At 28.2% G+C, this 25,557-nt stretch carries 24 protein-coding genes; 5 read left to right on the plus strand and 19 right to left on the minus strand.

What is annotated here, in order from left to right; all coding sequences use genetic code 11:
* Nucleotides 1-29 precede the first annotated feature (29 nt).
* From EJL03_RS02885 to EJL03_RS02895, 3 genes are all read right to left on the minus strand, one after another.
* Nucleotides 30-251 carry a hypothetical protein gene (locus EJL03_RS02885; RefSeq protein ID WP_205606745.1) on the minus strand — a complete coding sequence of 74 codons (222 nt, stop codon included), beginning with the start codon at nt 249-251 and terminating at the stop codon, nt 30-32.
* A 24-nt stretch (nt 252-275) separates the two neighbouring features.
* Nucleotides 276-485 carry a helix-turn-helix domain-containing protein gene (locus EJL03_RS02890; protein WP_011987146.1) on the minus strand — a complete coding sequence of 70 codons (210 nt, stop codon included), beginning with the start codon at nt 483-485 and terminating at the stop codon, nt 276-278.
* Nucleotides 486-555: 70 nt separating this feature from the next.
* Nucleotides 556-771 carry a helix-turn-helix transcriptional regulator gene (locus tag EJL03_RS02895; RefSeq protein ID WP_125152476.1) on the minus strand — a complete coding sequence of 72 codons (216 nt, stop codon included), beginning with the start codon at nt 769-771 and terminating at the stop codon, nt 556-558.
* 207 nt (nt 772-978) lie between these two features.
* Here EJL03_RS02895 and EJL03_RS02900 point away from each other — a divergent pair, with 207 nt between their 5' ends.
* The gene (locus EJL03_RS02900; RefSeq protein WP_243108630.1) at nt 979-1,539 is read left to right on the plus strand and encodes a helix-turn-helix domain-containing protein; all 561 of its coding nucleotides are present in this window, start codon (nt 979-981) and stop codon (nt 1,537-1,539) included.
* 76 nt (nt 1,540-1,615) lie between these two features.
* Complete coding sequence (locus tag EJL03_RS02905) at nt 1,616-2,755, plus strand: site-specific integrase (protein ID WP_125152478.1); 1,140 nt, start codon at nt 1,616-1,618, stop codon at nt 2,753-2,755.
* Nucleotides 2,756-2,834: 79 nt separating this feature from the next.
* Here EJL03_RS02905 and rlmD read toward each other — a convergent pair whose 3' ends face one another.
* A complete protein-coding gene (rlmD, locus tag EJL03_RS02910) occupies nt 2,835-4,193 on the minus strand; it encodes a 23S rRNA (uracil(1939)-C(5))-methyltransferase RlmD (RefSeq protein ID WP_125152479.1) in 1,359 nt (452 codons plus the stop codon).
* Between the two features lie 24 nt (nt 4,194-4,217).
* Nucleotides 4,218-4,691 carry an RDD family protein gene (locus EJL03_RS02915; protein ID WP_164508989.1) on the minus strand — a complete coding sequence of 158 codons (474 nt, stop codon included), beginning with the start codon at nt 4,689-4,691 and terminating at the stop codon, nt 4,218-4,220.
* 280 nt (nt 4,692-4,971) lie between these two features.
* Here EJL03_RS02915 and EJL03_RS02920 point away from each other — a divergent pair, with 280 nt between their 5' ends.
* The gene (locus tag EJL03_RS02920; protein ID WP_125152481.1) at nt 4,972-6,846 is read left to right on the plus strand and encodes an LTA synthase family protein; all 1,875 of its coding nucleotides are present in this window, start codon (nt 4,972-4,974) and stop codon (nt 6,844-6,846) included.
* Between the two features lie 46 nt (nt 6,847-6,892).
* On the opposite strand, the gene EJL03_RS02925 is transcribed toward EJL03_RS02920, so the two are convergent.
* The 7 genes from EJL03_RS02925 to pepV (EJL03_RS02955) form a co-directional block, all read right to left on the minus strand.
* The gene (locus EJL03_RS02925) at nt 6,893-7,669 is read right to left on the minus strand and encodes a TSUP family transporter (RefSeq protein WP_243108631.1); all 777 of its coding nucleotides are present in this window, start codon (nt 7,667-7,669) and stop codon (nt 6,893-6,895) included.
* A gap of 152 nt (nt 7,670-7,821) precedes the next feature.
* Nucleotides 7,822-9,213 (minus strand): dipeptidase PepV, encoded by a 1,392-nt coding sequence (pepV, locus tag EJL03_RS02930; protein ID WP_125152482.1) that lies wholly within the window; start codon nt 9,211-9,213, stop codon nt 7,822-7,824.
* Between the two features lie 274 nt (nt 9,214-9,487).
* Nucleotides 9,488-10,264 carry a serine hydrolase gene (locus tag EJL03_RS02935; RefSeq protein ID WP_125152483.1) on the minus strand — a complete coding sequence of 259 codons (777 nt, stop codon included), beginning with the start codon at nt 10,262-10,264 and terminating at the stop codon, nt 9,488-9,490.
* 12 nt (nt 10,265-10,276) lie between these two features.
* Nucleotides 10,277-11,572, minus strand: coding sequence for a GntT/GntP/DsdX family permease (locus tag EJL03_RS02940; RefSeq protein ID WP_125152484.1), 1,296 nt, complete (start codon nt 11,570-11,572; stop codon nt 10,277-10,279).
* A gap of 73 nt (nt 11,573-11,645) precedes the next feature.
* Nucleotides 11,646-13,055: a C40 family peptidase gene (locus tag EJL03_RS02945; RefSeq protein WP_125152485.1), complete on the minus strand. Its 1,410-nt coding sequence runs from the start codon at nt 13,053-13,055 to the stop codon at nt 11,646-11,648.
* Nucleotides 13,056-13,066: 11 nt separating this feature from the next.
* Nucleotides 13,067-14,227: a DUF819 family protein gene (locus EJL03_RS02950; RefSeq protein ID WP_125152486.1), complete on the minus strand. Its 1,161-nt coding sequence runs from the start codon at nt 14,225-14,227 to the stop codon at nt 13,067-13,069.
* Nucleotides 14,228-14,276: 49 nt separating this feature from the next.
* Nucleotides 14,277-15,650, minus strand: a complete 1,374-nt coding sequence (gene pepV, locus EJL03_RS02955) for a dipeptidase PepV (protein ID WP_125152487.1) — start codon at nt 15,648-15,650, stop codon at nt 14,277-14,279.
* Between the two features lie 154 nt (nt 15,651-15,804).
* Between pepV (EJL03_RS02955) and EJL03_RS02960 the strand changes: the two genes are divergently transcribed.
* Nucleotides 15,805-16,698, plus strand: a complete 894-nt coding sequence (locus tag EJL03_RS02960; RefSeq protein WP_125152488.1) for an MBL fold metallo-hydrolase — start codon at nt 15,805-15,807, stop codon at nt 16,696-16,698.
* 22 nt (nt 16,699-16,720) lie between these two features.
* Here the strand turns inward: EJL03_RS02960 and EJL03_RS02965 are convergent, their stop codons facing one another.
* From EJL03_RS02965 to EJL03_RS02990, 6 genes are all read right to left on the minus strand, one after another.
* Nucleotides 16,721-17,764 (minus strand): hypothetical protein, encoded by a 1,044-nt coding sequence (locus EJL03_RS02965; protein WP_125152489.1) that lies wholly within the window; start codon nt 17,762-17,764, stop codon nt 16,721-16,723.
* A gap of 13 nt (nt 17,765-17,777) precedes the next feature.
* Nucleotides 17,778-18,767 carry a phosphodiester glycosidase family protein gene (locus EJL03_RS02970; protein ID WP_125152490.1) on the minus strand — a complete coding sequence of 330 codons (990 nt, stop codon included), beginning with the start codon at nt 18,765-18,767 and terminating at the stop codon, nt 17,778-17,780.
* A gap of 14 nt (nt 18,768-18,781) precedes the next feature.
* A complete protein-coding gene (locus EJL03_RS02975; protein ID WP_125152491.1) occupies nt 18,782-19,954 on the minus strand; it encodes a hypothetical protein in 1,173 nt (390 codons plus the stop codon).
* Nucleotides 19,955-20,037: 83 nt separating this feature from the next.
* On the minus strand, nt 20,038-21,489 hold the full coding sequence (locus EJL03_RS02980; protein WP_125152492.1) for a sensor histidine kinase: 1,452 nt from the start codon (nt 21,487-21,489) through the stop codon (nt 20,038-20,040).
* Nucleotides 21,490-21,500: 11 nt separating this feature from the next.
* Nucleotides 21,501-22,193, minus strand: coding sequence for a response regulator transcription factor (locus tag EJL03_RS02985; RefSeq protein WP_125152493.1), 693 nt, complete (start codon nt 22,191-22,193; stop codon nt 21,501-21,503).
* 83 nt (nt 22,194-22,276) lie between these two features.
* On the minus strand, nt 22,277-22,501 hold the full coding sequence (locus tag EJL03_RS02990) for a hypothetical protein (RefSeq protein WP_125152494.1): 225 nt from the start codon (nt 22,499-22,501) through the stop codon (nt 22,277-22,279).
* A 325-nt stretch (nt 22,502-22,826) separates the two neighbouring features.
* Between EJL03_RS02990 and EJL03_RS02995 the strand changes: the two genes are divergently transcribed.
* Nucleotides 22,827-24,200 carry an MATE family efflux transporter gene (locus EJL03_RS02995; RefSeq protein ID WP_125152495.1) on the plus strand — a complete coding sequence of 458 codons (1,374 nt, stop codon included), beginning with the start codon at nt 22,827-22,829 and terminating at the stop codon, nt 24,198-24,200.
* Nucleotides 24,201-24,282: 82 nt separating this feature from the next.
* Here the strand turns inward: EJL03_RS02995 and EJL03_RS03000 are convergent, their stop codons facing one another.
* Complete coding sequence (locus EJL03_RS03000) at nt 24,283-25,521, minus strand: NRAMP family divalent metal transporter (protein ID WP_125152496.1); 1,239 nt, start codon at nt 25,519-25,521, stop codon at nt 24,283-24,285.
* Nucleotides 25,522-25,557: the final 36 nt, after the last annotated feature.

The raw sequence follows: 25,557 nt of genomic DNA on the forward strand, positions 1-25,557 counted from the left end.
ATAGTTATGCACATATGTGGATATATGAACTATACAATTTTTCTATATTCCATTAAAAATTCTTTATTTTTATTAATCCACTTAATCAATAAAATTTTAGGTATTTTAATTTTATGATCACTTATTCTCAACTTTGGAAATTCATTCAATTTAATAATTTCATAAACTAATCTCATATCTATACTAAAAATATTTTCTAAATCCTTAGGTTCTAATAACATTGGTAATTCATTATAATTTTTTTCTATCATTTGTATCCCTCTTTTCATTTTTATTTAAAAAGTTAGTTCTTTTATATCATCTAAATTTGTTAAATCCTTTCCATTAAAATCTTTTAAAAATTTTAAAAGTGTAGCTTTAGTTATTTTAAGCCTTCCTAATTTTAATGCTATTAAATTGCCACTTCTTATTAAATCATACACAGTATTTTTATTTACTTTTAAAATGCTAGCTACTTCATCTACTGTATATATATAATCCTCCATAAATTTTCCCCCTTATAGTTTTACAATCAGCTATTAAATAATTAATATAATCTACTAAAAAGTTCTAGTTTTAGAAAATATCTTCTTCTGAAATCCTATAAGCTCTTGCTATGGATCTACGACTAGTTTTTCTTGGGTAGCTCCTTGCCTTTTCCCAACTCCAATACATTTTTTGAGTAGCATTGCATTTATCAGCAGCTTCCTCCTGGGTCCAGTTATTAATTCTTCTTAAAATTTCTAACTTCTTATTCCAAGCTAATCCACTAATTTTCTCTTCTATTGTCATATCATATCCCCCTTGCATTATGTCGTTAATTACGTCACTTTCAATATATCATTTAAATATTTAAAAGGACAAACGTCTGCAAATGGATTATTTCACTATATTTTAAGTTTATTTTACAAAAACTATCATTTATGTAAAATTTCATTTTATAGTTGACTTCATGACGTTATTTACGTAGAATAATTGTATGAGATTAATAGAAAGTAGATGATCCATTTGTTGCCTAAAAAAGATTTAGGAAAACTTATTAAAAAAGCAAGAGAATATAAATCTAAAAAAACATATAAACTTTTTACTCAAAAAATGTTAGCAGATGAAATTGGGAAATCTAGAAGTTATATATGCGATATAGAACGTGGTAGAACTTACCCAAGTTTCGCAACTTTATCAGCTATAGCACGAGCCTGTGATGTGCCTTTAGATTTTTTTCAAGGTAATAATGACATTGACGAGGTGCTTAATAAATTTATAAAACTTCAATTAACTGGTTTAAGTGAAAATGAAATCACTAACATTAGAGAAGCATTGAAAGAAGATGATGACGTAAAAATAGATTATATTTATAGTTACATAAATAGCCATAATTTAAATTTAGCAAAAGACGAAAAAAGAATAGATAACTCTAAAAATCCAAAAGATATTATAAAATACATTCTACAAAGTAAAACCATACTAGATTTTTATGAAATAAAACAAGAAAATTCAAAAGAATTTGCAGATGAAGTTTTACACTTAATAGAACTTACTAGTTATAAATATAAAAAATAAATATACATTCAATGTGTATATAACCAATTTAAAATTGGATTATATAAATAAATTAAAAAGAAAGGAATGACCTTTTATGAAAGGTAGTGTAAGAAAAAAAGGTAACAGATGGTACTATTCATTCTATACTGGGACCGTTGATGGGAAAAGAAAACGTATAGAAAGATCAGGAGGTGATACTAAAAAAGAAGCTGAAACCGCTCTAAGAAATGCTCTAAATGAATTTGAAAATTGTGGTTCTGTATTAAATGAAAGTAATATAAGTGTATCTGATTATTTTGATTATTGGCATAAAGAATATGCCCTTATAAATTGCAAATACAATACTCAAGTAAACTATAAAAGAATTATAGAAAAGCACATAAAGCCTAATTTAGGAGTTTATAAACTAAAAACCTTAACTCCAGTCATACTACAAGAGTTTTTAAATAAAAAATATAGAAATGGCTTTGCTAAAAACACTTTATCCAATTTTTATGGAGTATTATCTGTGGCTTTAAAAATGGCGGTATATCCGTATAAACTCATAAAGGAAAATCCTATGACCTATGTTACTATGCCTAAATATAATAATATAAATAATGATAAAGATGATTTAAAAATATTATCTTTAGAGAATTTCAAAGAAATTATTAATCGCTTTTCTGAAGGTAGTAACTTTTACATTCCACTACAAATAGCTTTTAATACTGGTATGAGAGCAGCTGAAGTTTGTGGTTTAACTTGGGATTGTATAGACTTAAAGAATAGCACTATAACTATAGAAAAAATAATTATATATAAAAATAAAGAATGGATCTTTGGAACTCCTAAAACCAAAAGTTCTTACAGAACCATTCTAATTGGAAATACACTTGTTAATATATTAAAACACCATAAAAAACATCAAATTAAAAATAAATTAAAATATGGTAAACATTACACCCTTTCCAATTTTGTATGTACTAAGGAAAATGGTGAACTAGTCACTACAAATAGTTTAAAATATTTAAGCCGCGTAGTCAATTATGAGCTACAAATACCTTTTAATTTTCACTCTTTACGTCATACTCATGCTACTATGCTCTTAGAATCTGGTGCTAATATAAAAGATATTCAAAAAAGATTAGGACACAGTAAATTAGCTACAACTATGGATACCTATTCTCATGTTACCAAAAGTTTAAGTGAAGATAGTGTAGCTAAATTTGAATCAATTATTTCTTCTATTAAATAGTCTTCCGCTACCCTTAAATTTATAGAGTAAGAATAGCGGAAAAACACTATTTATTATCCTTCATTAAACCCTCAATAGCTCAGTTTTGCTTACTTAGCTTAACTATAGTTTCCACATGTGGTGTGTGCGGAAACATGTCTTTTATTTTCATCTTTTCTATTTTGTATCCTGCATTTACTAAGACCTTTAAGTCTGTGACTAGGGTTTTGGGATTACAAGACACATAGATTATGTCTGGGGCGTTAAACTTTATAACATAATCTAGTGCCACTGGGTGAACCCCTGGTCTTGGTGGGTCCAATATTATAACATCTGGTTTTTCTTTTATGGATGTTATTGCTTTTGACACGTCTCCTGCTATAAATTTACAGTTGTCTAAACTATTAAGCTTCGCATTTTCATTTGCTGATACTACTGCTTCTTCTATGAGTTCTATACCTATAACTTGTTTGGCATCTGGGGCCACAATCTGCCCTATGGTTCCCGTTCCACAGTAAAGATCGAAAACAGTCTTAGACTTTGGTTCTCCCATAAATTCTCTAACTATACTGTATAATTTTTCTGCACCTTTTGAATTGGTTTGAAAAAATGAAAATGGTGTTATTTTAAATTTCAAGCCTAATACTTTTTCTATAATATAGTCTCTTCCGTAGAGTATATCTATTTTATCTGCCTTTACAACATCTGAAAGAGAATCATTTGTAGTATGTAGTATTCCAACTAAATCACCGCTATAAGCTAATTTTTTAAGTTCTTCTGTTATTTCATTAAAGTCAAATTCTATTTGAGAAGTGGTTACTATATTTATAATAATTTCACCTGTGTTAGTGGCTTTTCTTATTACTAGATTTCTTAAATAACCTTGGTGGCTCATTATTCTATAGTGAGGAAGATCTTTACCTCTAAAGTATTTTATTACAGTATGTAAAATAATTCTAAAATCCCTATCTACTATTTTACAACAATCTGCATCAATTATTCCAAAACTTTTGCCCTTTGCATGCATACCTAATGTAAGTTCTCCGCCCTTTTCTATATCTCCAAAGGTAAACTCCATTTTATTTCTGTACTCAAATTCTTCAGGACTTCCTTGAATTCCTAAATACTCAAAATCCTTAAGATCTGCTTCTTTAAATAATTTTAATACCTGCTCTTCTTTTAAGGCTAATTGCTTTTCATAGGGCACATCTTGGTGAGCACATCCACCACACTGCCCAAATATTTCACATACAGCCTCCCTTTTATAATCCACATCTTCTAAAATCTTAATTACTTTTCCTTGAGCATAATCTTTTCTCTTTTTTGTAATTCGAGCTAATACTCTTTGGCCTGGTAATGCATTTTTTATATATATAATTAGTCCTTCACTATTTGCAATTCCTGTATCTGGGAATTCTGTAGCTTCTATATAAAATTCGTATTCCTTACCCTTTTTCATGCTGATATCTTCACTCACCTTTTATTAATTTTCTTCTTTATTTATTGTAAATTTACAGTATTTTTCTCCTATTGTTCTTCCATTTTTACTTTGACTTATAGCAGGATATAATATGGATACTATTGAAAATACTATTAAGAACCCTGTTCCTCTATATTCCTTTATAAATCTGTATCCTAAAATTCTTAATACCACAGCATCTAAAACCAAATATAAAACAAAAGATATCCCTACAGACATTAATACATCTATTAAATTAGCCATGAAACTATCATTAAAAGATATCTTTTTTTCTGCGCCATCTACCTTTGGCACCTCTTTAGTAGTTTCCATTTCTGTGTCAGGCATAAAGTCATCTAGTTTTGCAAATTCTTCTTGTTTTTCTTCCTGAGGAATTATTTCCTTTTGACTTTCTTTTTTTACTTCTATATCATCTCTAATTTCCTCAGTAACTTCTTTTTCCTCCACATTATTTACTTTTTCATTTTCTTTACTCATTGATATCCCTCCATTATCTATGATGAACCATATAAATACTATTATGCAATAGTATTTTAATAATGTAAATACATTGACTAACACAAATTTCAGTAATAAAATATATATGTGAAAAAATACCTTCATATAGTTATCATGATTAAAGATAATTATTTCAATTTTTTATTATCATTTTATTAACATATTATTTTCATCATATACATAAGTTTATCTTATACTAATTATCATTGGGGACAAACTTTGGTCTCCATTTTTAAAATTTTATAGGGGGTCAAATTTAATGAAAAAGCTAAAAGAAGTATTTTTATATAACTTAGATATATTAGCTTTCATAATATTAGTAACGACCAAAATACTGATTTTTGGTAAAAACATAGAAACTGGATATTTTTCTTACAAATCCTTATTTTATCCAGTTATAGCCTCAGTTTTACTTATTGTATGTATATCAATACTTTTTACTATGGCAACAAGGCGAAAAATTCTATTTACTGCCAATTTACTTATAAGTATACTACTAATAGCAGATTTAAATTATTTTAGATATTTTAAAGATGTCATATCTATGCCAGTAATTTTAAATGGATTTCAATTAGGAGCAGTAAAATCCAGTGTAGGTGATTTATTTAACCTAACAGATTTACTTTACTTTTTAGATCTCATAGTAATTTTATTTATACATAAATATCAAAAAATTAAACTTAGAAGTTTAAATATTTCTTCACTAAGACTAAAAACTAAATTGATTGCCTTTATATCTATATTTTTAGTTGCAGGACTTATTAATTTTAAAGAAATAAATGCTTTATCTAAGGAACAACCAAAGCTTATTACTACTATGTATAATAAAGTTTATATTGCAAAACAGCTTGGAAACGTAAACTATCACTATTTAGATATTTTTAATTCTGTATCCAATGCAATTAGTAAAAGAACTCCCGTGTCAGATAAAACAAAAGAAGAAGTTAAATCTTTCCTTCAAACTAACTCACAAAAATCCACTAAAAATTTAAAAGGAGTAGGAGAGAATAAGAACTTAATAACTATACAAGTAGAAGCTCTTCAAGCTTTTGCTATAAATTCTAAAATTGATGGTAAAGAAATTACCCCAAACTTAAATAGATGGATTAAAAGAAGTGCTTATTTTAATAATTACTTTTACCAGACATCTTCTGGTGGAACCTCTGATGCAGAATTTTTATCTAATAACTCACTGTATCCTTCTGCTTCAGGTTCTGTAACTTATTTATACTCAGGTAATGAGTTTAACGCTTTACCTAAAGCCTTAAAAGATAAAGGATATACTACTACAGCTTTCCACGGATTTAGAGAAACGTTTTGGAATAGAAATGTAATTTATCCTAAATATGGATTCGATACTTTTTACGGAGAAAAAAGCTATAATATAGATGAAGAAATCGGGCTAGGATTAAGTGACAAATCCTTTTTAAATCAAAGTATTGAAAAAATGAAAACTTTAAAAGAACCCTACTACTCATTTTTAGTTACTTTAACTAGTCATTATCCTTTTGATAATGTTGATAAATATGGAGATTTTAATGTTGGTGAATTTGAAGGAACTTTTCTTGGAAACTATTTGAAATCAATACATTATACTGATGAACAATTAGGAGTATTTCTAGATAATTTAGAAAAAGAAGGTATGCTTGATAATTCTATTGTAGTATTATATGGTGATCATTATGCTATACCAAAAGACCATCAAAATGAACTAGCAAAATTTCTTAACAAAGACAGTTTTACAGATTTAGAATGGATGGAGCTCCAAAAAGTTCCTATGATGATACATTTCCCTAAGGATGAATATAAAGGAACCAGAAAAATGTATGGTGGACAAATTGACCTTTATCCAACTCTTTCAAATATATTTAATTTAGAAACTGATAATGTTATGGGAAAAGATTTGTTTAACAGTAAAGATGGTAAAGTTATATTTAGAAATGGTTCTTTTTCCAATGGAAATATATTTTATCTATCCCAACAAAACTCTTTCTATGATATAAAAACAGGTAAAAAATTAGATGAAACAGATGCTTTACAAAATGAGAAAGAGTCTGCTGTTAGTGAACTTGAATATTCAGATATAATTTTAAAACACAATCTTATAAAAAAGTTTAATACTGATAATAAATAACTAAAAAAGCTATCTAAAATATAAGATAGCTTTTTTTAGTTTATAACTATAATATAAACATTTCATATATCATTTTAACGGCTACTGCAAAAGACATAATTATAAATATAGGTTTTATAAATCTTGCACCCTGCTTTAGTGCAACCTTAGAACCTGTATATGCCCCGAACACCATAAAAATACCCATTGGTATTCCCATTAAATACATTATTTTACCGTTTATAGCAAATAGTATTAATGCAGTTACATTACTAGTAAAGTTTAATGCTTTAGCATTGCCACTGGCCCTTACAAAGTCAAAACCATATATACCTATAAGTCCAAAAATTAGAAAAGAGCCTGTTCCCGGTCCAAAAAAGCCGTCATAAAATCCCATTGCAAAAGCAAAGATTCCTCCCAATATTAAGTTTTTTCTATTTACTCCTTTAAAATTATCTTCCATTCCTACTGTCTTAGAAAAAAAACTATAAATACCTACGGCTAATAATAAAAACAATACTATTGGCTTTAATATATTGGGATCAATTAATAACACCGTAGTTACCCCTGCACTAGCTCCCAAAAAAGCACATGGAACCAATATTTTCAAAATATTGTTGTCCACTTTACCTGATTGAGCAAATTTTATAGTACTTACTAAAGATCCTGATGTTGCAGAAAATTTATTTGTACCTAATGTATAGTGTGGAGGAAATCCTACTAAAAAATAGGCTGGTATACTTATAAGCCCACCACCGCCAGCTATTGAATCTACAAAAGCAGATAAAAAACCTGCTGCACATAAAAATATAACTTTATAAACTATTGGGACTGTTGCTAACACTTAAAGCCCTCCTTAAAAGTATTTTGTATACGTTTCCTTATATTATAATTATACCACGATAGATTAATTTTTAATATAAGAAAGTTAAGTCTATTTAATATACTTTATAACTCAAATTTAAATAGGCTTTGTATAAACAAAGCCTATAAAACCTATTTTGCTAATTCATATATTGCATGTGCATATATTTTTGAATTCATAATTAAATCGTCAATTTCTATATACTCATTGGCCTGATGATCTAGGTCAGGTTTCCCTGGAAATATTGGTCCAAATGCCAAAATATTAGGCATTTCCTTGGCATAAGTTCCCCCACCTATAGCAAGAGGCTCTCCTCTTTTTCCTGTTTGATCATTATAAACGTTTATTAAAGTTTTAACTAAATCATGATCTTTAGAAAAATATAATGGTTTTTGATGACTCATATTATCTATTTCTATTCCTGTATTTTTTAAAGTTTCCTTTAAAGGATTCAAAACATCTTCAAAAGTATATGTTACAGGATATCTTAAATTTAATCCAAGATTTATTTTTTCTTCGTTCATCTCTATTGTTCCTATATTAAATGAAAGTTTTCCCGATTCTTCATCTGAAAGTGCAACCCCAAAGGATTTTCCATCACATTCGAATCCAACATATTGGTTGAAAAATTCAATAAATTTATATATATCCGAGTCTTTTATAGGTAAAGTAGCCAAAAATTTAAACATTTGCATTATAGCATTTTTACCAAGATGAGGTAAGCTTCCATGCGCAGAAACCCCTATTGATTTAATTACCACCATGTCACTTTTTATGTGGGCTGTTAAATTAAATTCACTACTTTGTTTAAATTTTTCTAAAGCCTTTATAACAGTATCCTTTTCCTTTACAACTATTCCAGATTCACAATAGTCAGGGACCATATTTACTCTTTGTCCACCATTTATATATTTTATAAAAATTTCATCTGTTCCTAAACTTTCTAACTTTCTAACTAAGTCAAAACTAGTTATTCCCTTCTCAGCATATATAAGAGGATATTCCGCATCTGGAGTAAATCCTGCTACTGGTGGCTTTTCCTTTTTTAAATAGTATTCCATTTCTTTGCTACCAGTTTCTTCATTTGTTCCAAAAATAATTCTTACTTTTTTTGATAGAGGTAAATTTAAATCTTTTATGGCTTTTAATCCATAAAGTGCAGCCATAATCGGTCCTTTATCATCTAAAGCTCCTCTTCCGTATATTTTACCGTGATGTATCTCTGCTTCATAAGGCGGATAAACCCATCCATCACCCTCTGGCACAACATCTAAATGTCCTAATACACCTATATAGTCTTCTCCTTCACCATACTCTGCGTACCCTACATATCCATCTAGATTTTTAGTTTTAAAACCCAATCTTCTTGAAATTTCAAGAGCACATTCTAAAGCTTTTGATACGCCTTCACCAAAAGGCATATTTTCTTTTGCTTCTTCCTCCACACTTTTTATTCTCATAATCTCTTGTGTGGATTTTATTAATTCTTCCTTTAATTCATGAATTTTTTTATTTAACTCCATGGACATTACCTCCATTAAATTTTATAAGGCATGCTAGAAAATAAGCATCTAGTTTACCATTTTGTTATATTTCATAGTTAAAAACTATAAAATGAAATTTTATCTTAATATTACATTAATATTTTAATTTTCTTTCTCCTGTTTCCCATTCCTCCCTATGCATATACTCTATTATACAATATTATACCATAGTATTACTTACATTTAGAATAATACTTTTTATATGGCTTCAAAAGAAATTAGCTGTTGATAAATATCAACAGCTATTTTAGTATTAACTATTTATAACATTATCGTATATTTGTTTAGAAATCCTTCCTATAAATTCCCTTCCATTTTTATTATCTATATTACTAGTTAAAACACATATTATATAATTAATATTCTTTGTATAAACTATACCCACATCATGTTCTAATCTATCTAAATCTCCTGTCTTATGGGCAATACATAAATCCTCTGGTAAATATAAATCAAGCCTTCCTTTAACCTGTTGTCTCTTTAAAATCTCTAACATAATATAGCTATAATTTTCATTGATTATTTCTTTATTATATAAAAGAGTTAAAAAACTTGCTAGATCCTTAGCAGTAGTAAAGTTATCCATGCCCTGTTTAACTGCCTCAGAATCCATCATTTTACGTTTAATCCTAGTATGTTTAAGATTTAAACTCTCTGCCATACTATTTATTTCATCCATTCCTAAAAAATCAATTAAAATATTTGTAGCTGTATTATCACTTATAATAATCATAAATGTGATAATTTCTTTATACGTAAATATATGCCCTTCATTTAATTCTTTTAATATGCCATCTCCACCACATTTATGACTATTTAGTAGTACTATATTATCCTCTAACTTAACTAATCCATCTCTTACCTTTTTTAAAAATGTTGCCATAATTACTAATTTAATTGTACTAGCAGAAGGAAAAACTTTGTTCTCATTTATATTTATACAGTAATTATTTTTTAAGTTCTTAAATACTACAGATATATCCCCACCACTATTATCTATGATATTTTTTATTTTATCTTCCAATTTCACTTTATTTCCCCCTTATCCAAAGAAAGATCTTACAAAAATCAATATTACATTGGCTATAACTATACTAATTCCAAGTTTAACCATATTTTTTAAATCCTTTGATCTTGCAAGACCCATTTGACCAAGCATATCTGCCTCTGGATATGCAAATGAAGTTATTTGAGACCCAACAAGAATTATCATAGCCCAAAGTCCAGAAGAAATCCCTAATCCTTGAACAAACTCTTTAAACATTTTATCCATAACTACTGACTGAGCCACCGCTGCTCCTCCTATGCCAAAGATACCAGTTAATGTAGATACTAATGAAAATACTATTTTATTACCGGAATCTAAAAGTGGTTTTAAAATATCAACTAAAGCTTTGAATGCACCGGACTCCTCTATAAAGGTTATAAATGGATTAAATAATACAAACATTATGAATAGCCACATCATACGTGAAGCCCCTTCTACTATGGTTTCAAATAATTCATTTAACTTTATTCCTGCTGCTAATCCAGTAGCTATTGCTGAAGTAAACATAACAACTATAGCATAAGATGCACCACTTTTTATTGCTATTCCATAAGCTATAAGCAGTGCGAGTGCAATTAAAAATACCCCTGTAGCCCTTTTAGTATTTTTACTTACTTTAACATCCATGTCTACCTTCTCTATATTTTCATATGCATATATGCCTTTAGTGTCCTTTTGTATTTTTAAAGTCATAAAGTATGTTACTATTAAACACACAACAGTAACAGGCAATCCAGCTGATATTAAATATTCTGTGTAACTAAGGTTAGTAAGTCCCATTATGGTAACAACCTGCGGGGAAAATGGCCCTATAAAAAGACCAGTTATACCTGCTCCCATAAGCACTGCTGCTAATGCCGAAGGAGTTATACCTATAACTGCTACTAATGGAATTACAATTGGTGCTATAATTGCATTAGCCCCGGCAAGAGTTCCAAGGAGTGCAACCAAAAACATTGAAGTTATCATTGAGGAGATTATAGCCTTCTTCTCCGTGTTAATACCAACCTTTCTCATAACCCCTCTTACTATATTTTCTGCTACCCCAGTCTTTTTTAAAACTGCTCCTAAAGCAGCACCAAGCATAATTATAAATCCTACTAGAGATAAAAAAGATCCTAGTGATTCTGCAATAACAGATCCCATACTAAGAAGCGGCTTATTTGTTAAAATAGCTGTAATAATAACACAAAGTAATACATTTAAGATAGGGTTTATGTCTTTAAAAGCTAAAACAATGTAGATTATTAAAGGAATAAGTGCAACAAGAGGTGACATACCAAATAACATAAAATTTCCCCCTTATATTAATTAAAGAGTATATTTATAAATATACTCTTTAATTAAATTTTATGACAAAAATCTATTCCCCCAATGTAAATTCTATTGCACCATACAATTGATCTTTATAAGTACCTCCCTTATCATCTATATTAAGACATATTGGAGTAACCATAACCTGTCTGGCTTTATAATATTTAACTTCACCATTTTTATCCTTATTATAAAATCCTGAAAAATCATGTATCATATAATGTTCACCTTTACATTTTCCTATATAAAGCATAACATGACCGTCCATATACAAAGCAGTACCAGGCTTTAAATTATTAAATATCTTTTCTCTTTCTTTTTTATCTACATTATTTGATATGTCAAAATATTTTCCTATAAATTTTTCGCTTTGTTCCCCCGTATTTCTTGGAAGATTTACTCCCATTGATCTGTATACATCCATAACAAAGGCAGAACAATCCCTAGCATTAAACATACCACCCCAACCATATCTTTCCCCTAGGAACTTAAAACTCTGATTTATAATATTTTCCCTTGTATATGGTAAATATCCAACTGATACATCAGAGTTTCTTCTAATAAGGGCAAGTTTAATTTCTAAAGTTCCATCTTCCTTTCTTGTAGGAAGATTTACTACATAATTACCCGTTATATCCTGACCATAAATTTCATCTCCAAATTCCTCTTCACTTGCCAAAGGAATTTTTACACCCATATCTATTTGCAACTCTGAAGTATTTTTATTTAGGCCATTATATACTGTATAAATTTTACTACCACTCACAACTAAAAAATTCTTAGTTTCTAAATATTTAAACAGCTGCTCTTTTGAAGTTACAGCTACATCTTCTGCTGGAATCCATGCAAGATAATTATAGATTTGTGCAAAATACCATTTTTTATCTTTGCTACTACTTAAAATAACCACAGGCTCTATAGGATAAACTGCTGTTTCCATAAGTCTATCAAATTCATAATTATCTCCCTTGGTAAATAACATATCAAAAGTAGGAAAAGTTTTCATTATAGTTCTTCTGACAGTAATTCCATACCCCACCTTAACCTCATCTTTTAACTCATCTAAATTTAGATTTTCTATAAGGTTATCATAATATTTTTGAGAAACTAAATTCCCCTCCTTATCATATCTAGGATATTTAGATGGAGTACTTAAGTTTAAAATTAACCTTTTTCTTTCCTCCTTTGATAAACTTTCTTTATAGGATTTTAAATCAACCAAAACATCAGACTTTGCTTCTATTTCTCTATTATATTTTACAATTTCTTCTTTGGACATAATTGTTTTATTTTTTTTATTTATTTTTTCTATCCAAAAATAAGAGTTTAACATTTTTTCATCAAGCTTTGGTACATTAGTTTTAAATGAATTTTTATCATTTGCCGCTCCCCTTACATTAGTAAAAATCACTGCAGTAAAGACTAAAGTTAATATACCTACTAACTTAGATTTAATCATAAACTCTCCCCCTATAATAGAGATAATATTTTTCCTACTAAAAGCCCTCCACCGGTACCTACTATATATCCCATAAGAGCCATAAGTACTCCTATAGGCACTAAAGCCTCACTATATGCAGCTGCTAATATAGGTGCAGAAGCGACTCCTCCTATGTTTGCAAGACTAGCAACTCCACAGGTGAATAAATCTAGTTTAAATATTTTTGCAGATATTGTTAATAATAATGCATGTATAGCTAAAATTACAAATCCCGAAATAATATATATAGGTGCCTTTGTAAGTTCTGCAAAATTTGCTCTAGATGCTATTAATGCAACTATTGTATAAAGCATGATATTTGATAATTGAGATGATCCAGGAATTTTAGCTACAGGTGTCATAGCAAATACAATTCCTAAAAATGTAGCAATTATAACTGTCCATGTACTACCTTGGAAGAACTGAGAGTTGGGCATTAGTCGTCCTAAATAAATAGATACAGCGGAAACAAATAAACTTAATCCTAAAAGTAATATTAAATCCCCAAATTCTATTTCTTTTCTCATACTTTGTTTTTTATTATTTAATTTCTCACCTATCTCATCTATAAGGCTAGTATCTGATTTAGTCCATTTATTAAATCTACATGCAAAGGATACAAGCCATAATAAAAACATTACCCATATTGAATAATTTATAGAATCCATTAAAAGTGTATAGCCAAGCTTAGCATCAGGTACATTTAAAGCCCCTTGTACCGCTACCATATTTCCTGTTCCCCCTATCCAGCTTCCTGCAAGAGCAGCAAATGCCTTCCAGGTATCAGTTTCATAAAAACCTTTAAAAATAGCATAGGTAAGTATAAAACCTATCATTATACTTAAGGTAGCAGAAAAAAATCCTATAAGCATTTTGGGCCCCAATTTAACAATTTCCCTCATATCACATCTTAAAAGCATTAAAAATATCATTGCTGGAAGTAAATTATCTTTAAGTGATTTATATACCCTATTTATCTCATCTGTCTTTTGCCACATACCTAAGGTCGATAAAAGCATAGCTGTGAAATACAAAAGTACAATAGCTGGAACATACTTGAAAAAATTTGACTTTGTTTTTTTCTCTGCAAGAACAAGAATGCTAGCAAAAAAGATTAGAAAAGCAATGTAAGTAAACCCCCTAGTTATCAAATGAAATTCCCCCTTTTATTTATATTTTATATATATTTATATGATTAAATTACTTAGCTAATTCACAAATTGCTGCAGCCATTATTTGAATACTTTTCATTAAAGAATCTATTTCTATATATTCATTTGGTTGATGCTCAACTTTAGGTTGTCCTTTAAATACAGGTCCAAAAGCTACTATATTATCCATGGCCTTTGCATAGGTGCCCCCTCCTATACATATAAGTTCTGCTTTTTCTCCTGTTTTTTCTTCATAAACCTTTTGAAGTTTTTTAATAAATTCACTGTCAGGTGATACATAAAGACTATGTTTATGTCTTGTATAAACCTCTTGTAATCTTCCTATTTCCATCTTCTCTTTGAATATATCTATAAAATCCTCAAACTTCTTAGTTACAGGGTACCTCATGTTCATTTCTATAGCTATCTCTTCTTCATTCCCAATGATAGTACCAAGATTAAATATAAAACTTCCCGATACTTCATCTTGTAAATTTATACCTAAGCTTTTTCCATCAGTATTTAATCCTATATACTCTTTCATAAAACATAAAAACTCATTAGTATCTAAAGAAAAATCTATATCATTTAAGAACAATATTAAGTTCATAATAGCATTTTTTCCTTTGTGTGGAGTACTTCCATGAGCTGATATTCCGTAAGATTTTATTAAAATTTCATTATCTTTTTCCTCTATAACTATATCCTTATACTTATCTTTTAACATTTTTATAGAATTAATCTTTTGCTTTTCTCCCTTTATTAAAGCCTCTGCATAATCAGGTACAACATTAGGCGCTATTCCTCCTCTTATAGATTTTAATATTAAATCCCCTTTACTGTCTAAAACTTTTTTATATTTACTAGTTACAATTCCCTTTTCCCCATTTATAATAGGATATTCAGAATCCGGTGTGAACCCCGCTACTGGTATCTCTTCTCCCTTTTTCACATAGTGTTTTACACAATTACTCCCTGTTTCTTCATTAGTTCCAAATATTATTCTAACTCTTTTATTTAGAGGAATATTTAAATCCTTAATGGCTTTTAATGCATATATTGCTCCTATGGTAGGTCCTTTATCATCTGTTGTACCTCTGCCATAAATCTTACCACCATGAATTTCTCCCCCATATGGAGGGTATTTCCATCCATCCCCTTCTGGAACCACATCTAAATGACCTAATACTGCTACCATTTCATCACCTTGTCCATATTCCGCATATCCTATCATATTGTCAAGGTTTACAGTATTAAATCCTAAATTTTCTGAAAGTTTCAGAGAGTACTCTAGCGCTTTATAAACCCCTTCTCCAAAAGGCATGTTCCCCTTAGATCCTTCCTCTACACTTTTAATTTGTACACACTTTTGTATAGACTGAATTATTTCGTCCTTCATATCTAATATTTTTCTATCTAACATATTAAACCTCCTTCTACTTTAATTATATATACTATATTAAATTACCAATTTTCTGAAGATTTGTCAAATAGCTAGTTTTTGTTCCTTGCTTGTATATATTTTTCTATAATGTTATATTTATTTTAGTAGAAAATCTATAAGGGACGTGATTATTGTGGAACTAACAAAAATTAAGGGGAATACTTACTATGTAAATGCACCTACTAATACAGGTATATACGTATTTAAAAATAAGAATTGTCTCCTTATTGATACGGGTATCAATAATACCCAAGCTAGGCAAGTAGATGAGATACTAATTAAAAATAATCTCCATCCAAAATATATAATAAATACTCATTATCATCTAGACCATTGTGGAGGAAATAATTATTTCACAAAAAAATATCCTGGATGCATAGTATACACTACTTCTAAAGAAAAAATATTTATGGAAAATATTGAATTATACCCATCTATGATATTCGGATCCACTCCCATGAAGGGATTATTTCGAGGTAACAAATCCTTTAAAGTGGATTATATTTTAGAATATGGCATTAATAAAATTAATGATGAAAAATTTGAAGTTATTCCTTTGAAAGGTCATACTGAAGAACAGATAGGTTTTATAACTAATGAAAGAGTTTGTTTTTTAGGTGATTCTATATTCAGTGATGAAACAATGGTAAAATATTCTCTTCCTTATTTATATCACATAGGAGAGAGTATTGATACATTGAACTCCATAAAAAAAATAGATGCTGATTTTTTTGTATTAGGCCATAGCAATGACAGATTTTTAGAAAAAAAAGATTTATATGAATTAGTAGATAAAAATTTAAAAAATATAGAAAGCTATTGTGATGAGATCTTGCAATTATTAGATGAACCTCTAACAAAAGAAGACATACTTCAAAATCTTGTCATTTTAAATGATTTACCTATGAATCTTTTACAATATCATATTAATCTTTCTGCCTTATCCGCATTTCTTTCCCATCTTTACAATAATGATAAAATTGATTTTTCATTACAAGAAGGTAAACTTTACTTTTTCAAAAAATAAAGAGCATGTAAAAACATGCTCTTTAAAATTTTACTTTTTTAAATTTACCATCATTTATTATACCTATACCTCTATTGTAATATTGTACTAGTTTCCCCTTATACTTTGTTTCTTTTCCCGAAACTATATCCTTTACTATCCCCTCATCTTCATTGTTTGTATATACTTTGCCATCTGACATTATGTGTATGTTTTCTTTTTTTACTGAATTATTTAACTTAATTTCTTTCCATGAACTTTCATTTTCTTTTAGACTACCGTAAAATACTTTATTTACTCTTTCATTAATTACATCTCCCACATAGACATTATCTTCTTCGTCTACACCTAAAATGCATAAATTATTAGTACCAGGTATTCTTAGTGAATTTTCTCTCTCACTAATTCTAACTCTTCCGTATCTTAAATCTTCGTATATGAATACATCATCCCTACTTAATACAGCTATTTTTCCTACCTTTGAATATCCCTTATATTTTTCCATTTGTGACATTACATTAAGTCTATATATATTACTTCTCTCATCATTTGTTTGTACTTTTACATATTCTACCCCATTTAAAGTTGAGATTACATGATCTAAAATTTTATATTTCCCATTAGCTAAAGGAATCTTTACTTCATTGTAATGATTATCCGTTATAATAGCTCTATCATCCTTATCTCTGTCATAATAACATACCTTTAAATAATCTGATCCTTCACTAAATTTTTCCCATATATACATTCTATGTCTGTCTGGTAGCCATGTATAATACCAAGTTTCAGCCCTTGTAGGTATCTCAACCTTTTTCTCTTCTCCATCAAATGTATTTATTATAATTATGTTATTCCCTTGCTTATAAGAAACATATTTTCCATCATAAGAAAGTTTAACTGATTCTGCATCTTGTGGTATAGGTACCTGTACATTTTTATCTATACCTTCTGATTCCATTTCCTCTACCTTTTCTATTTTGCATTGTCCTTTATTAGTTAAATAGTATCTATCCACATAAAAAAGTGTTGAAAGTTCAAGAGTTAACGGAACTATACTCCATATAATTAATCTTTTTAATAACTTCATCTTCACACTCTCCTTAAGGTGCTACATAAAATGCAGTAGCTACAGTTCTTTCACCCGTACTATTACAAGGATTATTTATTATTTCTCCTTTATAATACATAGTACTTGAAGATCCTCCATCTAAATTTCCCGCGTTCCATACACCTTGTTCTAAAAGAACATCTTGTAAATCTTTTAAACTTGCTCCTTCTTTAAACAATTTTCTACCATCAATCACTATAAACACTACAGTACCATCCCTCTTCTGACCTATGGCTGTTCTCGGTTGGAGTCCTTGTTCACCCTCATCTTCTACCTGTGGTTTTCCATTAACTATTAAAGTTCTATTAAAAGTTAATGCTTCCTTTAAATTCATTTTCTTTAATTCATTAAAAGTTTTTTTACCTACAATTAACTTTCCTTTATCATCAAATGCCATAACATCAACTTCTTCGTCATCCTTAAGATTGTTTCGCACAATTTTTCCATCGGATATTACTAAACCTTCTGGATAGGCACCTGTTCCTACCCACTCTTTTCCACTATCATTTTTATCGAAAAACCCGCCTCCGTTTATTGCTGCTATAGCCTTTCTTTCCTTGGCCATTTCACTTACTCTTTGACCTTGAACACCAATTTTACTTGTACACGCAACCTTAACTCTTTTAGGATCTTTTATTTCTAATATATATCCATCAAATCTATTTTGATGAACATTATATCTAGTAATGCTTTTATCTTCATCTCCGCTTATTTGTATATCTCCCACATCTTGCTTATCATATACCTTACTATTATTCACCATTTTACTTATTTCATCTTTGGATAAAAATAGTGTAGCTATGTATTGATGTTTAAAGGTTGACATTGCTGTACCTACTAAAATCTTTTTAACATTATGAAATGGTCCATGAAATACAAGTATTATTCCTGTTATGCTTAAAAATAATATTTGGTATATTATAAAAAACATAAACTTTTTTATAGAAAACTTTTTTTTCTTTTTTCTCTTCTTCTTGTCCAATAAATCTCTCTCCCTTATTTAAAATAAAAAATATACATCAAATTTTCCCCATCTTCTTTATCTTCATAAAAAGAAGCTACAAGTTTTTTATTATCCTCACTCCAATTTAAATTATTGTTTTTTATATAAATATTTTTATATATCATTAAATTATAACTAATAGAATTTTTATATACCTTAGCCGCATAAAGATTTTTATTACCTTCTTTGTCCATTTTCACATAGGCTATATTTTTTCTATCATTTGAAAGCTTAAACATAATAACTTCATCATCAAGTAATAAATTTATATCTCTTTTAGGTACATTGTATATGAAAAGAGCTTTTTCATTATTAAACTTACCGGTAAAAATTAAATTTTCGTTATCAAGTGCATCAATTTTTTTAATATTTCCTTTAAATATAAAAGATACTTTATTAGGCTTATCTAAATTTATGTGATATATATAACTATAAAAGTCTTCATCCCATTTATAGCATTGTAAAAAAATATTTTTACAATCTTTAGAAATACATATATCAAAAATATTCCCTAATTTTTTTACCTTCTTTTCATCTAATATATTTATATTTTTATTTAAATTTGTATCATGAAAAAACAGTTTATCTTTGACACCTATATATCCACTACTATCTGGCATCCATTTTAAAAATGTTTTATAGTCAATGTTTTCCGCCTTCTGATCCTTTAAGCTATATATAAAGCTTTTATTTTCATTGTCATTAACCTTATAAATACTTTTATCTAATATATCTTTTCCTGCACTATAAAATATCTTTTTTTTATCTGGAGAGGAAATCATAAAATTTTGACTTTTATTGTGTATAGGGCTTAATGGCTTAGACTTATTTTCTTTAATATTTAAAATATTTATTTGAAAATAATTAATTTTATTATCCTTTGAATCTACAAAACTATCACTACTATTTCGAGTTGTACACACTATATTTTCATCATCTACAAAATCACAACATTCCCCAATACCATCGAAGGGAATGGATACCTTTTCTACTTTATTTAAAGAAATAACTTCATCTTTATCCTTTCCTAATGTACTTTCCACAAAATCTTTTTCATCTAAAGTAAAAACTTTAGTATAATCCTCTTTTTCATATTTTATTAAATAAAAACCTAAACCTAAAACTATTACAATTAAAAATATACTTTTAGCTTTATAGTTACCCACAATTTCCTCCTAAATATCCTTATTTTATATTATATATCATACTTGTATCTAACATTGTTAAAGTTGTATCTAAATTGTAAAAATTATAAAAGTGGAAATTCTATTGTAACCTTTGTCCATTCCTTTACCTTACTTTTTATATGAACTTGTCCATTATGTTTTTCCACTATTGTTTTTACTATAGAAAGCCCTAATCCATTTCCTCCTTTTTCTCTAGATAATTTCTTATCTACCCTAAAAAAAGGTTGAAATATATTTTCTATATCTTTTAAATCTATTCCCTCACCTTCATCTATCACTTCTATTATTGCCTTACTATATTTTTTATAAGCGTTTACTTTTATAGTTGAATTTACATAACCATATTTTATAGAATTATCAATAATATTTATAAAAATTTGTTTTAACTTATCCTTATCTGCTTTTATATTAATGTTACCCTCTATGTTGCTTTGTATTGTAATATTATACCTTCTTGCCTTTATAAACATTTCTTCACAAGTAATATTCAATATCCTCGATAAATCTATGAAATCAAATTCATAGGAAAAATCCTTATAAGTATTCTTTGAAAGATCTAAAAGTTCAACTACCATTCTATTTAATCTTTCACTTTCCTGTCTTATATGTGCTATTCCCTTTTTAAAAAACTCCTCTTCGGTAAATCCGTTATCTTCAATTATCTCTGAATAACCTAATATTGTAGTAATAGGCGTTTTTAGTTCATGAGTTACATTATCAAAAAATACTTTCCTACTCATTTCCACTTCTCTTAAAGCATCCCTATCTCTTTTTATAGTTATAATCTGATCTTTTATAGTTTCTACCATACTTTTAAAACTCTTTGCAAGTTCTCCTATTTCATCTTTACTTGTTATACAAACATCAACTTCAAAATCACCTTGTTTTATTTTTTTAGAAGCTTCTTGCAAGTTTATTATAGGTCTTGTTATATGCTGAGTTAACATGGATGATAACAAGACTATAAAGAAAAATAAAGAGCATGCTATTATTTTTATAGTACTTATTATATGATTACTCCCACTATAAAACTTTGTATAATCCCTTGTGTATCTTAAAATTCCAATATTCTTTTCATTTAAATTTATTGGATAACTTAAATTAACAAAAAACTTATTATTTTTTTTATTTATACTATATGAGGTCTTTCCCTCTAAAGCTAGTTTTAAATCTTCTGTACTATCTTTATCATCTCTATGACCATAAGAGTCCCAAAGTATCTCCCCTGCATCAGAATATAGTGATATTTCATCACCTATTTTATAGCTTAATTCTTCTGTTATATTTTTCCCTTCCACTTTAAATATAGATTTGTTTGGCTCAGTATTATTAAGAATAAAATATTGTTTTAAATATATATCTATATCCTTCCTTACTTGTTTCATCTCTTTTTCTATTATGTACTGATTATTATTATTAATTATTTTTTCTGTAGAATATATTAGAACTATAATTCCTATAAAAAATACACAAGAAAAGCTTATCAGTATTTTATACCTTAGAGAAATTTTCACAATTTTCACCTCTAATTATTTAATTTATATCCAACTCCAAACACAGTTTCAATAATAGAATTCCCTTTAAATTCATCTAATTTTTTTCTTATCCTTTGTATATGAATATCTACAGTTCTAGTATCACCTAAGTATTCAAATCCCCAAACTTTATCTAAAAGTTGTGACCTAGAAAATACTCTCCCTTTATTTTCTGCTAAAAATATCAATAAATCAAATTCTTTTGGAGTAAATTCTAATTTATCCCTCCCTTTCATCACAACTCTTTCATCTTTATATATTTTTATATCCTTACCTATAGTAATATAATCCAAATCATTATTTTTAACACTTTGCTGTATAAGATCAATTCTCCTAAATATTGACCTTATTCTTACAAGTACTTCTCGCATATCAAAAGGTTTAGTTATGTAATCATCCGCTCCTAATTCAAGCCCCAAAACTTTATCAGTTATATCACATTTAGCTGTAATCATAACTATAGGAATATTTAATCTTTGAGTTATATTCCTGCATACATCAAATCCACTTATATCTGGTAACATTAAATCCAATATTATAAGATTTGGTTTAAAGCTTTCCGTAATTTCAATTCCTTCTTTACCATTATCAATACTTTTTACTATATATCCCTCTCGTTTTAATGAATAGCTCATTAAGTCTGCTATAGCTGACTCATCTTCTATTATAAGAATCTTTTTCATATTTTAAACCTCTTCCTTTTTTGTTTTCATATTTAATTTAAAATAAAGAGACTTTGTTTTACCCTAGTCTCTTTAAACCAAACTTATCTTTTCTTTTTATTAACATTATTTTTAATATTCTTTTTCTCTTTATCTTTTTCCTTTTTTTCAGCTCTTCCCATAGAAATCTGAAACCCTAGTACTGCTGCTGATACAAAAAAAATTCTTGATATAAATCCAGCTACATTACCACTTTTTAAATCTGTAAAATACCCCCATATAGCAGCTATTGTCATTGCACTTAAAGTAATCAATATTTTATTTTTCATTTGTATTCCTCCACCTTATATAAATTACACAATAATATTATATATCTATAACAGAATATTTTGTAATCATTTTTTAATATATTAGTAACCTATTTGTTAATATCTATAATACTATATAGTATATATTATATACATAAGATAAATAATTTGTTTTGAAAGTTAACAAACTTTATTTTAATTAATAGACACCACAAACCCAAAAATTTTAAAGCTATTAAAGGTAAGGTATATCCTTACCGATTTTTTTATAAAGTTATTGCTAAGTTTCCTTTAGTTGTATATAATAAATTTCGTTATATTAGTTACAACTATAAGGAGCGATTAAATGAACAGACAAAAACAACTAAGAACAGAAAACATAAACTCACTATTATTTAGATTCTCTATACCTGCAATTATAGGTATGCTTGTAAATGCCTTTTATAATATAGTAGATAGAATTTTTATTGGGCATATTCCTAATGTAGGTTCTATGGCTATAACAGGAGTTGGACTTACCTTGCCAATAATGACTATAATTTTAGCCTTTGGTATGCTTATAGGAATAGGTTCTAGCGCCCTAGTTTCTATTAAGTTAGGGGAACAAAAGAAAGATGAGGCTGAAAATATATTAGGCAATGCCTTTGTATTATTATGTATTTTTACTATATTAGTATCTATTGTAGGCATAATATTCTTAGATCCTCTTTTAAAATCATTTGGTGCTAGTGAAGATACCTTTATATATGCTAAAGAATATGTAACCATTATATTAATAGGTGCTATAACTAATTCTCTCGGTTTTGGTTTAAATAGCATAATAAGAGCTGAAGGAAACCCTAAAGTAGCCATGCTTACTATGCTTCTTGGAGCAGTACTAAATACCATATTAGATCCTATTTTTATTAATATATTTAATATGGGAGTAAAAGGGGCTGCTTATGCCACTATAATATCTCAAACCGCTAACACAATTTGGGTTTTATATTATTTCACCGGTAAAAATAGCAGTTTAAAATTAAAAATAAAATATTTTAAACTAAATAAAAATATATTTATAGATATTATTTCTATTGGAATGGCTCCCTTCTTTATGGAATTAGCTTCTAGTATTGTAAATATAATATCAAATAATTCTTTAAAAATTTATGGAGGTGATTTAGCAATAGGGGCAATGGCAATAATAAATAGTATTTCTTTAGTATTTTTTATGCCTATCTTTGGTATAAACCAAGGTGCTCAACCTATAATAGGTTACAACTATGGTGCTAAACAATATTCTCGAGTTAAAACCGCAATGAAGCTTTCAATTAAGGCTGCCTGTGTAATTTGTTTATTAGGATTTTCCTTTATTGAATTTTTTCCAGAAACAATAATTAAAATTTTTAGTAAAGACCCCCAATTAATCCAAATAGCTTCCGAAGGAATTAGAATTTTTCTTGTGATGATGCCTATAATAGGATTTCAAATGATAAGTTCAAATTATTTTCAGTCCGTTGGTAAGGCTAAAATTGCTACTTTCACTAGCCTTTTAAGACAAGTTATTATATTAATACCAATGCTTATAATTTTACCTAAACATTTCGGCCTACTAGGTGTATGGATGTCCGCACCTATTTCTGATTTATCTTCTGCTATAATCACAGGAGTTTTCCTATTTAAAGAGATGAAATGTTTGGATAAAAAAATAAATCTTACTTTTAAAGAAACAGTTGCCTAAGTTAAAGCTAACTAATACAAAATGCCCCCTTTATAATAAACAGTTTTATTATAAAGGGGGCCATTTAAATAATGGTGGCTTTTTAACATATTAGATTTAGTCCAGTATAAACGATCAAAAGTATAATTACTATTATTGATGCAGATATAGTAAACCATAATATTATATTTTGAACAGTATTATTTACATGTTCTCCCATTATTTCTTTATTATTTGAAACTATATATATATATATTAACATTATAGGTGTTAATAGCCCTACAATTTGTTGAGACATTATCACTATTTTAGTAAGTGGTAAATTAGGTATTAGAATAAATATAGCGCTTATTACTACAATAAAAGTAAATATTCCATAAAATATAGGAGCCTCTTTATAGGAGTTTTCCATACCTCTTTCTATTCCAAAAGACTCACAAACAGCAGAAGTTGTTGAAAGTGGAGCTGTAACTCCAGCTGCAATAGATATAGCTAATAAAACTAAAGCAAAGATTATATTTAAATTTCCTCCAAGTAAATTATTAAGTACAGTAACTAAGCTTCTTATATTAAATACATTACCTTTTCCAAGTACTACAGCACTACAAACTAAAATAGAAAAAGATATTATAAAAGATATAAATGTTCCAAAATAAATATCAAATTTTTCATACTTATATTCATCTATATCCACTCCTCTTTCTACTACACAGCTTTGTAAATATAATTGCATATGTGGAGGTATTGTAGCCCCTATCATTGCTATAATGGCTAAAATATATTTTCCTTGAAATAAAAAATGTGGGTAAAATGTATGTTTAACTACCACTGACCAATTTACATTTGCTTTAAACATAGCAGCTACATAAGCAATTAAACCTATACTAAATATAAATAATATTTTTTCTACTTTATTATAATAACCCTTTACTACTACAAACCATATTATAATCAAAATTAATGGAATAGATATATATTGACTTACGCCTAATAATTTTAAAGCTATAGCTATTCCTGCAAAATTTCCAATGCATACTGCAAAATTAGTTACAAATAATACTATTATAGCTAAAAAAGCAGGTCTTACACCATACCATTCCCTTATTAAATCTCCTAGTCCCTTTCCGGTTACCACAGCCATTCTTCCATTTGTTTCTTGTATTACTGATAAACTTATAAATAATAGCAACAGTACAAATAACATACTGTATCCAAATTTTGCTCCCATAAAAGAGTATGTTATAATTTTTCCAGCATCGTTTCCTACATTTAATGTAATAAGTCCTGCAATCATTACACTTAATGCAAACCATGTCTTATTCTTGTTTTTGGATTTTTTCATAGTTAAACGAGCCCCTCCCTTAAGAAAATAACATTA

This window comes from Clostridium rectalis (assembly GCF_900626095.1).
Classification (GTDB): domain Bacteria; phylum Bacillota; class Clostridia; order Clostridiales; family Clostridiaceae; genus Clostridium_AS; species Clostridium_AS rectalis.

Coding starts and splice junctions, on each gene's coding strand:
- EJL03_RS02885 (WP_205606745.1), bottom strand. CDS start 251: ATGATAGAAAAAAATTATAATGAATTACCAATGTTATTAGAACCTAAG.
- EJL03_RS02890 (WP_011987146.1), bottom strand. CDS start 485: ATGGAGGATTATATATATACAGTAGATGAAGTAGCTAGCATTTTAAAA.
- EJL03_RS02895 (WP_125152476.1), bottom strand. CDS start 771: ATGACAATAGAAGAGAAAATTAGTGGATTAGCTTGGAATAAGAAGTTA.
- EJL03_RS02900 (WP_243108630.1), top strand. CDS start 979: ATGATCCATTTGTTGCCTAAAAAAGATTTAGGAAAACTTATTAAAAAA.
- EJL03_RS02905 (WP_125152478.1), top strand. CDS start 1,616: ATGAAAGGTAGTGTAAGAAAAAAAGGTAACAGATGGTACTATTCATTC.
- rlmD (WP_125152479.1), bottom strand. CDS start 4,193: ATGAAAAAGGGTAAGGAATACGAATTTTATATAGAAGCTACAGAATTC.
- EJL03_RS02915 (WP_164508989.1), bottom strand. CDS start 4,691: ATGAGTAAAGAAAATGAAAAAGTAAATAATGTGGAGGAAAAAGAAGTT.
- EJL03_RS02920 (WP_125152481.1), top strand. CDS start 4,972: ATGAAAAAGCTAAAAGAAGTATTTTTATATAACTTAGATATATTAGCT.
- pepV (WP_125152482.1), bottom strand. CDS start 9,213: ATGGAGTTAAATAAAAAAATTCATGAATTAAAGGAAGAATTAATAAAA.
- EJL03_RS02940 (WP_125152484.1), bottom strand. CDS start 11,572: ATGTTATTTGGTATGTCACCTCTTGTTGCACTTATTCCTTTAATAATC.
- EJL03_RS02945 (WP_125152485.1), bottom strand. CDS start 13,055: ATGATTAAATCTAAGTTAGTAGGTATATTAACTTTAGTCTTTACTGCA.
- pepV (WP_125152487.1), bottom strand. CDS start 15,650: ATGTTAGATAGAAAAATATTAGATATGAAGGACGAAATAATTCAGTCT.
- EJL03_RS02965 (WP_125152489.1), bottom strand. CDS start 17,764: ATGAAGTTATTAAAAAGATTAATTATATGGAGTATAGTTCCGTTAACT.
- EJL03_RS02985 (WP_125152493.1), bottom strand. CDS start 22,193: ATGAAAAAGATTCTTATAATAGAAGATGAGTCAGCTATAGCAGACTTA.
- EJL03_RS02990 (WP_125152494.1), bottom strand. CDS start 22,501: ATGAAAAATAAAATATTGATTACTTTAAGTGCAATGACAATAGCTGCT.
- EJL03_RS02995 (WP_125152495.1), top strand. CDS start 22,827: ATGAACAGACAAAAACAACTAAGAACAGAAAACATAAACTCACTATTA.
- EJL03_RS03000 (WP_125152496.1), bottom strand. CDS start 25,521: ATGAAAAAATCCAAAAACAAGAATAAGACATGGTTTGCATTAAGTGTA.